A 13,848-nucleotide genomic window follows, 5' to 3' on the forward strand; every position below is an offset into this window, starting at 1 on the left:
GCATGAAGCGCTCAGGGAGCCAAAAACGAAGCGCAGAGTATAGCACAGCGCGCTTCGTCACGCGGACGGTTCCGGCGCCTATCGCGCGGGCCGCGTCATTTTGCACGTGGTCGCCGGCGCGGTCGCATCCGCGGGAACGGCGAGCAGCGTGCGAAAGCCGTAGCCGGAGCCTTCGTTGTCGAACTGGACGCCCGGCGCGCCCGCCTTGTCCATCTCCATCACGTAAAGGGGCTGGATGAGCTGATGATCGGACGCGCGCATCGTCGACGGATGGAAGCCGTAGCCGTCGAAGCGCATGCCTTCGAGCGCGCGCGCCACGGCAAGCGGGTCGGCGCTGCCGGCGCGCGTCATGGCGGTGGCGAGCATGTCGATCATGAGCGGCATGCGTAGCACGAGGTAATCGTCCGATGCGGCCGGAAAGCGCGCCCGGAACGCCCGATAGTACGAATCCGACGCCGCGCCGCCCGCGTTCGGATGCCAGTCGGCGACGGCGATCACGCGCTTCACGCCGGCATCGCCCAGCGCGGCGGGTGCGCCGAGACTGTTGCCGTAGAACGTGTAGAACTTCGTGTCCAAGCCCTGCTCGCGGGCTGCCTTCACGAGCAGCGTCAGGTCGTTGCCCCAGTTTCCGGTGATGACCGCGTCCGCGCCGCTCGCCCGAATCTTCGCAATGTACGGCGCGAAGTCCTTCACGCGCCCGATCGGATGAAATTCGTCGCCCGCGATCGCGACGTCCGGCCGCTTCTCCTGCAACGCGCGACGCGCCTCGCGGCTGACGTCGTGGCCGAAGCTGTAGTCCTGGTTCAGCAGATAGACCTTCTTCACGGCGCGGTCGCGGGCGAGCGCATCGGCGAGCGCGTCCATGCGCATGCCGGCGTGCGCGTCGAAGCGGAAATGCCAGAAGCTGCAGGCGTCGTTGGTGAGCGCGGGATCGTCGGCGGAATAATTGAGGAACAAGACGCGATGATCCGGCTCGCGCGCGTTCTGCTTGTCGATGGCCGCGACGAGCGCCGCCGCCACCGCCGAGCTGTTGCCCTGCATGACGAAGCCGATTTTCTCGTCGATCGCCGCGCGCAACTGCACGAGACTCGCTTCGCTGCTGCCCTTGCCGTCGAGCACGACGAGCTGCAGCGGATGCATGCCATCGGCGAGCCTGACGCCGCCCTTCGCATTCACGCGCTCGACGCCGAAGCGCAGATTGCGCTCGACCGCCGCGCCCGCGTTCGCGAACGGGCCGGACATGCCTTCGATCATCGCGAGCTTGATCGGCGGCAGATCGGCGGCGCTCGCCTGCATGCAGATCGACGCGACGCATGCGGCGAGCCATCGCAAAGCCGTCTTGAATTGAACGCTTGCCATCGGACTTTTCGAAAGAAGAAAGCGCGGATCATAGGCCGGCGCGCATCCACGATGCAAGGCGCACGGCGCATGGTTCGCGTGTCGCGTGTCAAAATCACGGGAAAACATGAACGATGATCTTCGCCGTCGCGAAGAACCAGCACGTGGAGGCTGCAATGCTGCACTCTTTCAACCGCCTGCGCGGCGCGCTTCTGTGCGCGGGCGCGGCGCTTCTGCTGTCGGCTTGCGCGCAGCCGTGGCAGAACTATCAGCCGGGCGCGGATGCATCGACCATCACCGCGCGACTCGGCCCGCCGCGCGAAGTCTACGATCTGCCCAACGGCGGCAAACGCCTGATGTGGCCGACGCAGCCGCTCGGCGAATTCACGACCGCCGCCGATGTCGACGCCGCCGGCAGGATCGTCAGCGTGCGTCAGGTGCTCGACGACAACGAGTTCTACAAGGCGCAGATCGGCACGTGGACGAAGAACGACGTGCTCGTGAACTTCGGCCGGCCCGTGGAGACGTCGTACTTTCCGCTGATGAAGCGCGAAGTCTGGACGTACCGGTATATGGAGGCGAACTTCTGGTACATGATGTACAGCTTCTATTTCGACGACCAGGGCATCCTGCGGCTCACGCAGAAAACGCCCGATCCGCTGCACGATCCCGACCGTCGCAGTCTCTTCTGACATCGCCCGAAACGCAAAAAAGCCCTCGTTCAGAGGGCTTTTTGCTTCAGGCCGGACGCTCGCGCATCAAAGCTGCGGATTGAGCTTCTCGACCTTCGAGTGCAGCTTGTTGAGCGCCGCGATATACGCCTTCGCGGACGCAGCGACGATATCCGGATCCGTGCCGACGCCGTTCACGATCCGCCCGCTCTTCGACAGACGCACCGTCACTTCGCCCTGCGCCTGCGTGCCGGTGGTGATCGCGTTGACCGAGTACAGCACCAGTTCGGCGCCGCTGTCCACCTTCGATTCGATCGCGTGCAGCGTCGCATCGACGGGACCGTTGCCGCGCGCTTCGCCGGTCACTTCCGCGCCTTCGACCGCGAACACGACCTTCGCTTGCGGCTGCTCGCCGGTCTCCGAATGCTGCTTCATCGAGACGAAGCGGAAGTGTTCCTTGGCCTGCGCTTCCGCCGATTCCTCGGAGACGATCTGCATGATGTCTTCGTCGAAGATTTCGGCCTTGCGGTCGGCGAGATCCTTGAAGCGCGCGAACGCGGCGTTCACGTCGGCTTCGGATTCGAGCGCCACGCCGAGTTCTTCCAGACGCTGCTTGAACGCGTTGCGGCCGGACAGCTTGCCGAGCACGATCTTGTTCGCGCTCCAGCCCACGTCTTCCGCGCGCATGATTTCGTACGTGTCGCGCGCCTTCAGCACGCCGTCCTGATGGATGCCCGATGCGTGCGCAAACGCGTTCGCGCCGACCACCGCCTTGTTCGGCTGTACGACGAAGCCGGTGATCTGTGACACGAGCTTCGACGTCGGCACGATCTGCGTCGTATCGATGCCGACATCGAGGCCGAAGTAGTCCTTGCGCGTCTTCACCGCCATCACGATTTCTTCGAGCGACGTATTGCCTGCGCGCTCGCCGAGGCCGTTGATCGTGCATTCGACCTGACGCGCGCCGCCGATCTGCACGCCCGCGAGCGAGTTGGCGACCGCGAGACCGAGATCGTCATGGCAGTGAACCGACCAGATGGCCTTGTCGGAATTGGACACGCGCTCGCGCAGCGTCCTGACGAGATTGCCGTAATGCTCCGGAACTCCGTAGCCGACCGTATCGGTGATATTGATGGTGCGCGCGCCTTCATCGATCACCGCTTCCAGCACGCGACACAGAAAGTCGATATTCGAGCGGCTGCCGTCTTCCGGCGAGAACTCGACGTCGTCGGTGAACTTGCGCGCGAAACGCACCGCGAGCCGCGCCTGCTCATAAACCTGCTCCGGCGACATGCGCAGCTTCTTCTCCATATGCAGCGGCGAAGTGGCGATGAACGTGTGGATGCGGAACTGGTTGGCGGGCTTGAGCGCATCGGCGGCGCGCTGGATGTCCTTGTCGTTGGCGCGGGCGAGCGAGCAAACCGTGCTGTCCTTCACGAGCGATGCGATCGTGTGGATCGCGTCGAAGTCGCCGTTCGAGCTGGCGGCGAAACCCGCTTCGATCACGTCGACCTTCATGCGCTCCAGTTGCTTCGCGATGCGGATCTTCTCGTCCTTCGTCATCGAAGCGCCGGGGGACTGCTCGCCGTCGCGCAAGGTCGTATCGAAGATGATCAACTTGTCTGCTGCCATGTTCGGCTCCTGTGGGGAGATTTATTGATTGTCGGGAATATCGGGATGAAACGACAAAACGGAATCCGGGTGTTCGCGCCACCGCTGGCGTCGAAAACCTTGAACGAGCAGACGGGAGGCGAGAAGAATCAGCGCGCGAGCGGCGCTAGTAGCGATAGTGCGCGTAGCGACGCACCAGCCAGGAAAGACGAGAGGGGGAACGAAGAAAAGTTCATTCGAAAACTATAACGGCTTTTAGAAGCGCGTGCAATGAGGCTTTCCGATGGCGTCCATAGGCAGCGCGCTTGCGCCAAACGCGCTTGGGACAAAACGCATGCGCGAAAAAAAAGCCTGCGTTCACGAGGAAGCAGGCTTTTCTTGATCCGACGCGAGCGGCGATCAGTATCCGCCGAGCGTTGCGCTCACGCGCTGACGCAATTCGCTGCCGTCGCCGATCTGCGCATTCTCGATACGGCGCGCGCCCTGGAAACGCTGTTCCCAGTAGCCGCTTTCCATGTCGTCGACGCGGATGGTGCTGCCCGTCGACGGCGAATGCACGAATTTGTTGTCGCCGATATAAATGCCCACGTGCGAGAACGAGCGGCGCATCGTGTTGAAAAAGACGAGATCGCCCGGCTTCAGATCCGACACGCGGACCTTTTCGCCGACGCGGCTCATTTCTTCGGCGCGGCGCGGCAGCGTCATGCCGAGCGTGTCCTGGAAGACGTAACGCACGAAGCCGCTGCAATCGAGACCGGAGTCCGGCGTGTTGCCGCCCCAGCGATAACGCACGCCGATCATGTTGAGCGCGCCGACGACGACGTCGCCCGCCTTGCTCGCCATGCCGGAAAGAAACGCCTTCGCGCCGCCGGGCGCGCTCGCCGTGTCCGGCGTGGCTGCCACATCGATGGCTTTGGAAGCGGTGAAACTGCCGTTGCCGGCATTTTGGCTGTTATTGCTGACTTCGTCGGCGAACGCGACGGAAGTGGTGCTCATCAGGAGGCCGATCAACATGCCGGCGGCCGCGCGCGCGCATGTCTGAGTCAACGTTAGTGGCTGCATCGGTCGGTAGGATTTACAATTAAAGACTGAAAAATCAGTGAGATATGCGAAAAGTTGAACGCATACTAGCCACAAAGTATTTAACTGTCAAAAGAAATAGAAAAATACAATGGACACGCACACGCAATTGGCGAAAAAGAAAGATTTTTAGGAATTCAGGGCTGCCGCCAGCAGCTTTCGTGTGTATTCGTCGGACGGTTTCGCAAAAATCTTCTCTACGTCACCCGCTTCGACGACATTTCCATCTCGCATCACCGCCACCCGGTGCGCCATCGCGCCGATCACCTGCAGATCGTGGCTAATGAACACGTACCCAAGGTTGTGCTTTCGCTGTATATCGGCGAGCAGCGCCAGAACTTGAGTCTGGATTGAGACATCGAGTGCGCTCGTCGGTTCGTCGAGAATCAAAATACTCGGCTCGAGCACGAGCGCGCGCGCGATGGCAATGCGCTGGCGTTGGCCGCCGGAGAACTCGTGCGGATAGCGAGTGAGCGCGGTGCGGTCCAGTCCGACCTCGCGCAACACGGCGATGACTTTCGCGCGCCGGGCCGCCGCGTCCAGTTCCGGCCGATGCAGCGCGAGCCCTTCCCCGACGATCCGCTCCACGGTCTGCCGCGGCGACAGCGAGCTGAACGGATCCTGAAACACGACCTGCAGATTCGAACGCAGCACGGTTTTTTCGCGTCCGCGAAAATCGCCGAGCGGCTTGCCCTGGAATTCCACGCTGCCGTGCGAGATGCGCTGCAGGCCGAGCAAAGCCATCGCGAGCGTCGACTTGCCCGAACCCGATTCCCCGACGATCCCGAGCGTTTCGCCCTGACGCACCGAGAGCGTGACGTCGTCGACCGCCTTGAAGCGGCCGCGCTTGAACCATCCCGCGACGCCCGGAAGCCGCGTCGGATATTCCACGCGGACGTCTTTCGCGTCGAGCAGCACGGGCGCGATCGGCAGCACCGGCAGCACGCTGCGCTTCGGCCGGCTCTGCAACAGGCGTTGCGTGTACGGATGCTGCGGCGCCTCGAAGAGCGTGTCCACCGCGCCGCTTTCGACGAGCACGCCCTTTTCCATCACCGCGACGCGCTCGGCGAAGCGCCGCACGAGATTCAGATCGTGCGTGATGAGCAGCACCGCCAGGCCGCGCTTCTCGGCTTCATCGCGCTGCAACTCCAGCAGCAATTCGACGATCTGCGCGCGGATGGTCACATCGAGCGCGGTCGTCGGTTCGTCGGCGAGCAGGAGACGCGGACGGCACGCGAGCGCCATCGCGATCATCACGCGCTGACGCTGCCCGCCCGAAAGCTGATGCGGATAGCTGTCCACACGCCGCTCCGGCTCCGTGATGCCCGTGCGCGCGAGCAGCGCGATCGCCCGCGCGCGCGCCTCGCGGGGCGTCGCGCCGTCGTGAAGCTGGATCGTTTCGCCGATCTGGTCGCCCACCGTGTAGAGCGGATTGAGCGCCGTCATCGGCTCCTGAAAGATCATCGCGATGTCGGAGCCACGCAAGCCCCGCATCGCGTGCTCGCTTTTCGTGAGCAGCTCTTCGCCGGCGAAGCGGATCGAGCCGGTCACGTCGGCGTCGCGGATGAGGCGCAGGATCGACAGCGCCGTCACGCTCTTGCCCGAACCGGATTCGCCGACGAGCGCGACACGTTCGCCCGCGCGGATGTCGAGGCTCACGCCGTCGACGGCGAGCGTGTCGCCGAAGCGCACGCGCAGGTCCTTGATCGAAAGCAAAGGCTCGTTCACTGCCCGCCTCCCGCTTTCACCGCATCCGCGATGCGCGTGTCGAGCGCGTTGCGCAGCGCGTCGCCCATGAACGTGAGCAGGAGCAGCGTCGCGACGAGCACGCCGAAAGTCGATAGCGAGATCCACCACGCGTCGAGATTGGCCTTGCCCTGCGCGAGCAGTTCGCCGAGCGAAGGCGTCGGCGACGGCACGCCCAGGCCGAGAAAATCGAGGCTCGTAAGCGCGAGAATCGCGCCGCTCATGCGAAACGGCAGGAACGTGATCACAGGAGTCAGGCTATTGGGCAACACGTGGCGCCAGATGATCTGCCAGTTGGAGAGCCCCATCGCGCGGGCGGCGCGCACGTAGTCCTGCGTGCGATTGCGCAGGAATTCCGCGCGCACGTAATCCGACAGGCCGATCCAGCCGAACAGCGACAACAGCACGATCAGCAGCACGAGACTCGGCTCGAAGATCGACGCGAAGATGATGAGCAGGTAAAGCTCCGGCAGCGCGCTCCAGATTTCGATGAGCCGCTGCCCGACGATATCGGTCCTTCCGCCGAAGTAGCCCTGCACCGCGCCCGCCACCACGCCGAGCACCGTGCCGATGGCGGTCAGCACCAGCGCGAAGAGCACCGACACGCGAAAGCCGTAAAGCAGCCGCGCGAAGACATCGCGGCCGCGATCGTCGGTGCCGAGCCAGTTTTCGCGCGATGGCGGCGCGGGATTCGAGCCCTTCGAGAAATAGTTGAGCGTGTCGTAGTAATAGTGATTCGGCGGATACACCGCGAAGTTGCCCGGCGCGTTGAAGCGGTCGCGCACGAAGGGATCGAGATAATCGGCTGGCGTCGGGAAGTCGCCGCCGAACGTCGTCTCGGCGTACGTCTTCACGAGCGGAAAATAGAGCTGCCCCTGATAGCGCACGACGAGCGGCTTGTCGTTCGACCACAGCGGCCCGGCGAGACTGAGCACGAACGCCGCGACGAACACGACGAGACTCCAGTAGCCCAGCCGATTGCGCCTGAAGCGCAGCCACACGCGCCGCCCGGGCGTCATCGAGACTTCGTTCGAAAGCGGCTGGGCGTCGCTGGCGGTCGCGGCGCGGCGCGACGATGCGGCTCGATTCAAGATCAGCGCTCCAGTTGCTCGAATTGAATGCGCGGATCGACCCAGACATAGCAAAGGTCCGAGATGAGCTTCGTCGCGAGCCCGATCAGCGTGAAAAGATACAGCGTGCCGAGCACGACCGGATAGTCGCGCCGCACCACGGATTCGTAGGAAAGCAGCCCGAGCCCGTCGAGCGAAAAGAGCGTTTCGATCAGCAGACTGCCCGTGAAGAACGCGCCGATGAACGCCGCCGGAAAGCCGACGATCAGCGGCAAAAGCGCGTTGCGGAACACGTGCTTCCACAGCACCCGCCGCTCGGAAAGCCCCTTGGCGCGCGCGGTCAGCACGTACTGCTTGCGAATTTCGTCGAGGAACGCGTTCTTCGTGAGCATCGTGACGATGGCGAAGCTCCCCACCACCGACGCCACCACGGGCAACGTGATGTGCCACAGATAATCGACGATCTTCCCGCCGAGCGAGAGCGTCGCCCAGTTATCGGAAGTCAGGTTGCGCAGCGGGAAAAGCTGCAGGAACGATCCGCCGCCGAACAGCACGAGCAAAAGCACGCCCAGCACGAAGCCGGGAATCGCGAAGCCGATGAGCACGATCAGACTCGTGGCGACATCGAAGCGCGAGCCGTTTTTCACCGCCTTCGCGATGCCGAGCGGCACCGATATCAGATACGTGATGAAGAACGTCCATAAGCCGATGCTGATCGATACCGGCAGCTTGGACACGATCAGCGACCACACGCTCTGATGCCGGAAATAGCTGTCGCCGAGATCGAAGCGCGCGAACTTGCCGAGCATCGAGAGATAGCGTTCGAGCGGCGGCTTGTCGAAGCCGTAGAGCGCCTTGAGTTGCGCGATCTGCTGCGCATCGACGCCGGTATGCGCGCGCATCCCGAAGCCCGCGCCGCCTTCCGCGTTGCCGCGCCGCAAGTCGTGCACGGCCTGCTCGACCGGGCCGCCCGGCACGAACTGGATCACGACGAACGTGAGCGTGAGCACGCCGATGAGCGTCGGGATCATCAACAGAATGCGTTTGGCGATGTAGCTCCACATGGCTCGTCCTTTATTTCGAAGCGCCGGCGGGCTTTTTCCACCACGTCGACAGCACCCATTCGTCCGCCGTGTAATAGAGCGGCAGCGTCGCCGGATAGCCAAGCGTGTTGCGATACGCGACGCGATGCGTCGCCGAGTACCAGTGCGGCACCACGTAGTAGCCGTTCATCAGCACGCGATCGAGCGCGTGCGTGGCGTCCACGAGCTGCTCGCGCGTCTGCGCGCCGACGACCTTTTGCAGGATCGCATCGATGGCCGGCGACTTCACGCCCGCTAGATTGTCGGAACCCTGCTCGTCGGCGTATCGGCTGGCGAAGCGCGACACCTGCTCGGTGCCGGGCACCTGCACGTCGGGCAGACGCACGCTCGTCATGTCGAAGTCGAACGCGTCGAGGCGCTTCTGGATCAGCGCGTAATCGACGGTGCGAAAGTTCATCGTGATGCCGAGCTTCTGCAGATTGCGCCCGAACGCGGCGGCGACCGGCTCCATCGACGCCCCGCCGCCCGTATCGTCCAGTATCTCGAAGACGAACGGCTGACCCTTTGCGTTGCGCAGCGCGCCATCGCGATACGTCCATCCGGCCTGCGCCAGCAACTCGCGCGCCTTGATCAGATTGGCGCGCAGCGAGCCGGGCGGATCGGTATCCGGCTGCTTCGGCATTTCGCCGAACACGGCGGGATCGAGCTTCTTGCGCAGCGGTTCGAGAATGGCGAGCTCGCCTTCGCTCGGCGTGCCTTTCGCCTGCAGATCCGTATTGACGAAGAAACTGTCCGTGCGCTTGTACTGATTGAAGAACAACTGGCGATTGAGCCATTCGAAGTCGAGCGCGAGATCCAGCGCCTGCCGCACGCGCACGTCCTTGAAGAGCGGCCTGCGCAGGTTCATGAAGAAGCCCTGCATGCCGGTGCCGTTGTGATGCGCGAACTCGCGCTTGATGAGTTCGCCGCTGTCGAAGCGCTTGCCGATGTCGCGCCGCACCCAGCTTCGCGCGACATTCTCGACGAGCACGTCGTATTCGCCCGCCTTGAACGCTTCGAGCCGCGCGGTGGCGTCCGAATACAGCTTGTAATCGATGCGCGCGAAGTTGTGCGTGCCGATGCGCACCGGCAGCGACTTGCCCCAGTAGTTCGGATCGCGCTTGTAGGTGATCGTGCGGCCGTTGTCGAAGCTGTCGATGACGTAATCGCCGCTCGCGATCGGCTTCTCGAACGCGAGTTGATCGAACGGAATGCGCGTGCCGTCCGCCCGCATGCCCCACTTGCGCGAAAACACCGGCATGCCGCCCGCGAGCAGCGGCATTTCGCGCGTCGCGACCTTGAATTCGAAGCGGATCGTCAACCGGTCCACGACGACCGCGCGCGCGATCTGCCCGAAGTACACGGAAAACTGCGGCGCGGCCTTCGGGCTTTTCAGCGTCTCGAACGAGAACTTGACGTCGTCGGCCGTGACGGGATCGCCATTGGTGAAGCGCGCTTTCGGATTGATGTGGAAGGTCGCCGAAAGGCCATCGGGCGCGACGGCGATGTCGTCGGCAAGCAGGCAATACGCGCTCGCCACTTCGTCGGAACTGCCCGTCGTCAGGCTTTCGAACATCAGCCCGAGACCCGGCGCGGGATTGCCGCGCAGCGTGAACGGATTGAACTTGTCGAAGCTCGTGAGGCGGTTCGGATTCGCGAGCACGAGCGTGCCGTCGCGCGGGGCGTCGGGATTGACGTAATCGAAGTGCCTGAAGCCGGGCGGATATTTCGGCTCGCCGTATTGCGCGATGGCGTGCGCGGCGTGCGCCGGAATGCCCGAACTCGACGCGATCCATGCCGCGAGCGCGAGCGCCATGCACTTGCCCCATGCGGGCGATGATGGGATCGGCTTGGCGGTCGTCGTCAGCCCGGTCATAGGCTCCTTGCGAGATGAATGATGGCCCCGGCACGATGAATAACGCAGCGTGCGAAGCCGTGAGACAGGCCGGACCGCAGTGTCGATGTGAGAGAATTCTACCCAATCAAAACGCCATCCGGTTTCGGCGCATGGCTGGCCCTTTAGCACGATGCCTGCCCGCCTCGCCGAACCGATGCGCCCTGCACCCGACGCGAAGCGCGCACTCGCAATGAACGGCGACCCGCCGCGCGCCTCGCGTGACACTGACATTCAAGGAGCATTCATGGGCTTTCTCGCTGGAAAACGAATTCTGCTGACGGGCTTGCTGTCGAACCGCTCGATCGCATACGGCATCGCGCAGGCCTGCAAGCGCGAAGGCGCGGAACTGGCGTTCACGTATGTCGGCGAGCGCTTCAAGGACCGCATCACCGAATTCGCGACGGAATTCGGCAGCGACATGATCTATCCGTGCGACGTGGGCAGCGACGCGGAGATCGACGCCCTCTTCGCCGCGCTGAAGGAACGCTGGGGCACGCTCGACGGCATCGTGCATTCCATCGGCTTCGCGCCGCGCGAAGCGATCGCGGGCGACTTCCTCGAAGGCATGACGCGCGAGAACTTCCGCATCGCCCATGACATCTCCGCATACAGCTTCCCGGCGCTCGCCAAGGCCGCGCAGTCGATGCTGTCGGACAACGCGTCGCTCCTCACGCTGAGCTATCTCGGCGCCGAGCGCGCGATTCCGAACTACAACACGATGGGTCTCGCGAAGGCATCGCTCGAGGCGAGCGTGCGCTATCTCGCGGCATCGCTCGGAAGCAAGGGCGTGCGCGTGAACGGCATTTCAGCCGGCCCGATCAAGACGCTCGCGGCAAGCGGCATCAAGAGCTTCGGCAAGATTCTCGATTTCGTCGAAGACAACGCGCCGCTCAAGCGCAACGTGACGATCGAGCAAGTGGGCAACGTCGCGGCGTTCCTGCTGTCGGAACTGGCGAGCGGCGTGAGCGCGGAAATCGTGCACGTCGATTCCGGCTTCCACGCGGTCGTCGGCGGAATGGCGGGCATCGGCGAGTAACGCTCGCGGCATTTGCCGCTCCGTCCGGATCATGCAAAAAGGGCTGCTTTCGTCTGGAAGCGGCCCTTTTGCCGTTCAGTGGCGCCCGTGGCCGTTGCCGTGACCGTTTCCGTGGCCGTGGCCATGCTTGTCGTGCCCGCGCCCGTGACCGTGATGCCGATCCCAGTCGCCGCGGCTCCAATAGCGCCGGCCGTCCCAGTAACGATCGCCGTGCCAGCCGATCACGATGGCCGGTTGCGCATATATCGGCGCGGGCCGCGGCGCATACACGACAGGCGGCGGAGGCGGCGCGTACACCGGCGTCGGCGCGACGTACACCGGCGCGGGCACGCCGATGTTGACGCCCACGTGGACATCGGCGGCGTGGGCCAGGCCGGCGGTCGCCGCGCATGCCGCGACAATCGACGCGCTCGTGAAGATTCGCCCCGTCAGTTTGGCTTTCATGTTTTTTGTCCTCGTATTCCGGTTTTCGCGTGCGACTCAATATAACGGCAAGCTTTCAGCGCGATATTTCAGCTTTGTAAGTTGCTTTGCCGCAGAACGTAATGTCAGAGGAAAGCTTACCTTTTGTTACATTCTGTCGCCACAGACCAACGGTGTGAGGCGCGGTAATCGGCGGCCGGAAACAAAAAACCACCCGCGCGGGTGGTTTTCTCATTGACCGGAGCGTTGGCGGCTCAGTGCCAGCCGTGGTGCCCGTGATCCCCGTGGTCGCCGTGGTCCCCGTGTTCCTCGTGCCCGTACGCGTGGCCGCGTCCGTTGTGGCGATACCAGTCGTCCCGATCCCAATAACGGCGGCCGTCCCAGTAACGATCGCCGTGCCAGCCGATCACGATGGCCGGTTGCGCGTACACCGGCGCGGGCGCATACACGACGGGCGGCGGAGGCGGCGCGTAGACCGGCGCCGGCGCGACATACACAGGCGCGGGAACCCCGATGTTCACGCCCACGGAAACTCCCGCCATCGCCGCACCGGACAGCGTCAGACCGCCGATGACGAGCGCGTAGGCCATGGAAGCCTTCGAAACCTTGTTCATGTGATGCCTTACCTCGATGGGTTGTTTGTTGTGTCGAACCGACTATAGCGAAGAATGGCGCGGCGAGTGTTTGACTTAGTAACGTCCTATTACCGCCTCGGAACTTACGAAAACGCAAGGATTTATCCGAAAGTCGCGGACCTCACCGCGCATCGAATTTCCCTGCCGCCGACTGATTCGCCTCCCACGCGCCACTGATTCACATCACGACTGGCTTTCCATCTGCCTTCGTCAGCAAAATAAGAATTTTCGGATAGCTTACGACGCGGCGCCCAACGAGCATTGCGCCCGTCCGCGAACGCTTGCGGACCGACAATCACAACAGATCACAAGGTAGACCATGAAATTTTCTCGCTTGGCATTGGGCGCTTCCGCTATCGCAGCGGCCGTGGTGACGCTCGCATCGTGCGGCAGCGTCGCCAATATGAACCCCGACGCGCTGCTCCAGTCGGGCCAGATGGCCACCAAGGCGTTCTCGCTCAGCGATGGCGACGTCCGCGCGCTCTCCGACAAGTCCTGCGCGCAGATGGACGCCGAAAGCAAGATCGCGCCGGCATCGAGCCAGTACGCGCAGCGCCTGAACCGCATTTCGAAGCAACTCGGCGACAACATCAACGGCGTGCCGGTCAACTACAAGGTCTACATCACGAAGGACGTCAATGCGTGGGCGATGGCGAACGGCTGCGTGCGCGTCTACAGCGGCCTGATGGACATGATGAACGACGACGAAGTGCGCGGCGTCGTCGGTCACGAGATGGGCCACGTGGCGCTCGGCCACACGAAGAAGGCGATGCAGCTCGCCTACGCGACGTCGGCGGCGCGCTCGGTGGCGTCGCAGGCTGGCGGCGTGGTCGGCAGCCTGTCGTCCTCGCAGCTTGGCGATCTGTCGGAGAAGTTCATCAACGCGCAGTTCTCGCAGTCGCAGGAAAGCGCCGCCGACGATTACTCGTTCGATCAGCAGAAGAAGAAGGGCTACAACCCGGCCGGTCTCGTGACGGCGTTCCAGAAACTGGCGGCGCTGGATGGCGGCAAGTCGAGCATGCTCAGCTCGCACCCGTCGTCGCCTTCGCGCGCGAAGCATATCGAAGAGCGGATCGCTTCGAGTAAGTAAAAGCGATAGAGCCGGCGGTTGCCATGCCGCCGGTTCTCGATGGCGCGGGCGGAGGTTGCTCGCGGTTCGTGATCGCAGGTCAGATACGCACGTCGAAAAAGAAGCACAACGAATCGTTTTCTTGTGCGACCAGAAACAAAAAGCCCCGCAAGTCTTTCGACTTACGGGG

12 protein-coding genes are annotated in these 13,848 nt (G+C 63.5%); 3 read left to right on the forward strand and 9 right to left on the reverse strand.

Annotation, left to right across the window (positions count from 1 at the left end):
- Positions 1-78: 78 nt before the first annotated feature.
- Positions 79-1,359 carry a branched-chain amino acid ABC transporter substrate-binding protein gene (locus NCR39_RS08510; protein ID WP_502800190.1) on the reverse strand — a complete coding sequence of 427 codons (1,281 nt, stop codon included), beginning with the start codon at positions 1,357-1,359 and terminating at the stop codon, positions 79-81.
- A gap of 155 nt (positions 1,360-1,514) precedes the next feature.
- Between NCR39_RS08510 and NCR39_RS08515 the strand changes: the two genes are divergently transcribed.
- Entirely contained in the window at positions 1,515-2,030 is a 516-nt protein-coding gene (locus tag NCR39_RS08515; RefSeq protein WP_250451798.1) for a hypothetical protein, read from the forward strand.
- 66 nt (positions 2,031-2,096) lie between these two features.
- Here the strand turns inward: NCR39_RS08515 and NCR39_RS08520 are convergent, their stop codons facing one another.
- From NCR39_RS08520 to NCR39_RS08545, 6 genes are all read right to left on the reverse strand, one after another.
- A complete protein-coding gene (locus NCR39_RS08520) occupies positions 2,097-3,641 on the reverse strand; it encodes a 2-isopropylmalate synthase (protein ID WP_250451799.1) in 1,545 nt (514 codons plus the stop codon).
- A gap of 378 nt (positions 3,642-4,019) precedes the next feature.
- Complete coding sequence (locus NCR39_RS08525; protein WP_250451800.1) at positions 4,020-4,682, reverse strand: C40 family peptidase; 663 nt, start codon at positions 4,680-4,682, stop codon at positions 4,020-4,022.
- Positions 4,683-4,829: 147 nt separating this feature from the next.
- The gene (locus tag NCR39_RS08530) at positions 4,830-6,428 is read right to left on the reverse strand and encodes an ABC transporter ATP-binding protein (RefSeq protein ID WP_250451801.1); all 1,599 of its coding nucleotides are present in this window, start codon (positions 6,426-6,428) and stop codon (positions 4,830-4,832) included.
- A complete protein-coding gene (locus NCR39_RS08535) occupies positions 6,425-7,537 on the reverse strand; it encodes an ABC transporter permease (protein WP_502800191.1) in 1,113 nt (370 codons plus the stop codon). Before NCR39_RS08535 ends, NCR39_RS08530 begins: the two co-directional genes overlap by 4 nt.
- Before the next feature lie 2 nt (positions 7,538-7,539).
- Entirely contained in the window at positions 7,540-8,580 is a 1,041-nt protein-coding gene (locus tag NCR39_RS08540; protein ID WP_250451802.1) for a microcin C ABC transporter permease YejB, read from the reverse strand.
- A gap of 10 nt (positions 8,581-8,590) precedes the next feature.
- The gene (locus NCR39_RS08545; protein WP_250452036.1) at positions 8,591-10,414 is read right to left on the reverse strand and encodes an extracellular solute-binding protein; all 1,824 of its coding nucleotides are present in this window, start codon (positions 10,412-10,414) and stop codon (positions 8,591-8,593) included.
- Between the two features lie 325 nt (positions 10,415-10,739).
- Here NCR39_RS08545 and fabI point away from each other — a divergent pair, with 325 nt between their 5' ends.
- The gene (gene fabI, locus NCR39_RS08550) at positions 10,740-11,531 is read left to right on the forward strand and encodes an enoyl-ACP reductase FabI (protein ID WP_040051554.1); all 792 of its coding nucleotides are present in this window, start codon (positions 10,740-10,742) and stop codon (positions 11,529-11,531) included.
- Between the two features lie 75 nt (positions 11,532-11,606).
- Here the strand turns inward: fabI and NCR39_RS08555 are convergent, their stop codons facing one another.
- Together NCR39_RS08555 and NCR39_RS08560 are read right to left on the reverse strand one after the other, a co-directional pair.
- Positions 11,607-11,975 carry a hypothetical protein gene (locus NCR39_RS08555; protein ID WP_250451803.1) on the reverse strand — a complete coding sequence of 123 codons (369 nt, stop codon included), beginning with the start codon at positions 11,973-11,975 and terminating at the stop codon, positions 11,607-11,609.
- Between the two features lie 233 nt (positions 11,976-12,208).
- Complete coding sequence (locus NCR39_RS08560; protein WP_250451804.1) at positions 12,209-12,568, reverse strand: hypothetical protein; 360 nt, start codon at positions 12,566-12,568, stop codon at positions 12,209-12,211.
- A 340-nt stretch (positions 12,569-12,908) separates the two neighbouring features.
- Here NCR39_RS08560 and loiP point away from each other — a divergent pair, with 340 nt between their 5' ends.
- On the forward strand, positions 12,909-13,679 hold the full coding sequence (loiP, locus tag NCR39_RS08565; RefSeq protein ID WP_250451805.1) for a metalloprotease LoiP: 771 nt from the start codon (positions 12,909-12,911) through the stop codon (positions 13,677-13,679).
- The last annotated feature ends 169 nt before the right edge of the window (positions 13,680-13,848 follow it).

It is taken from the genome of Caballeronia sp. ATUFL_M2_KS44 (assembly GCF_023630965.1).
GTDB lineage: Bacteria > Pseudomonadota > Gammaproteobacteria > Burkholderiales > Burkholderiaceae > Caballeronia > Caballeronia concitans.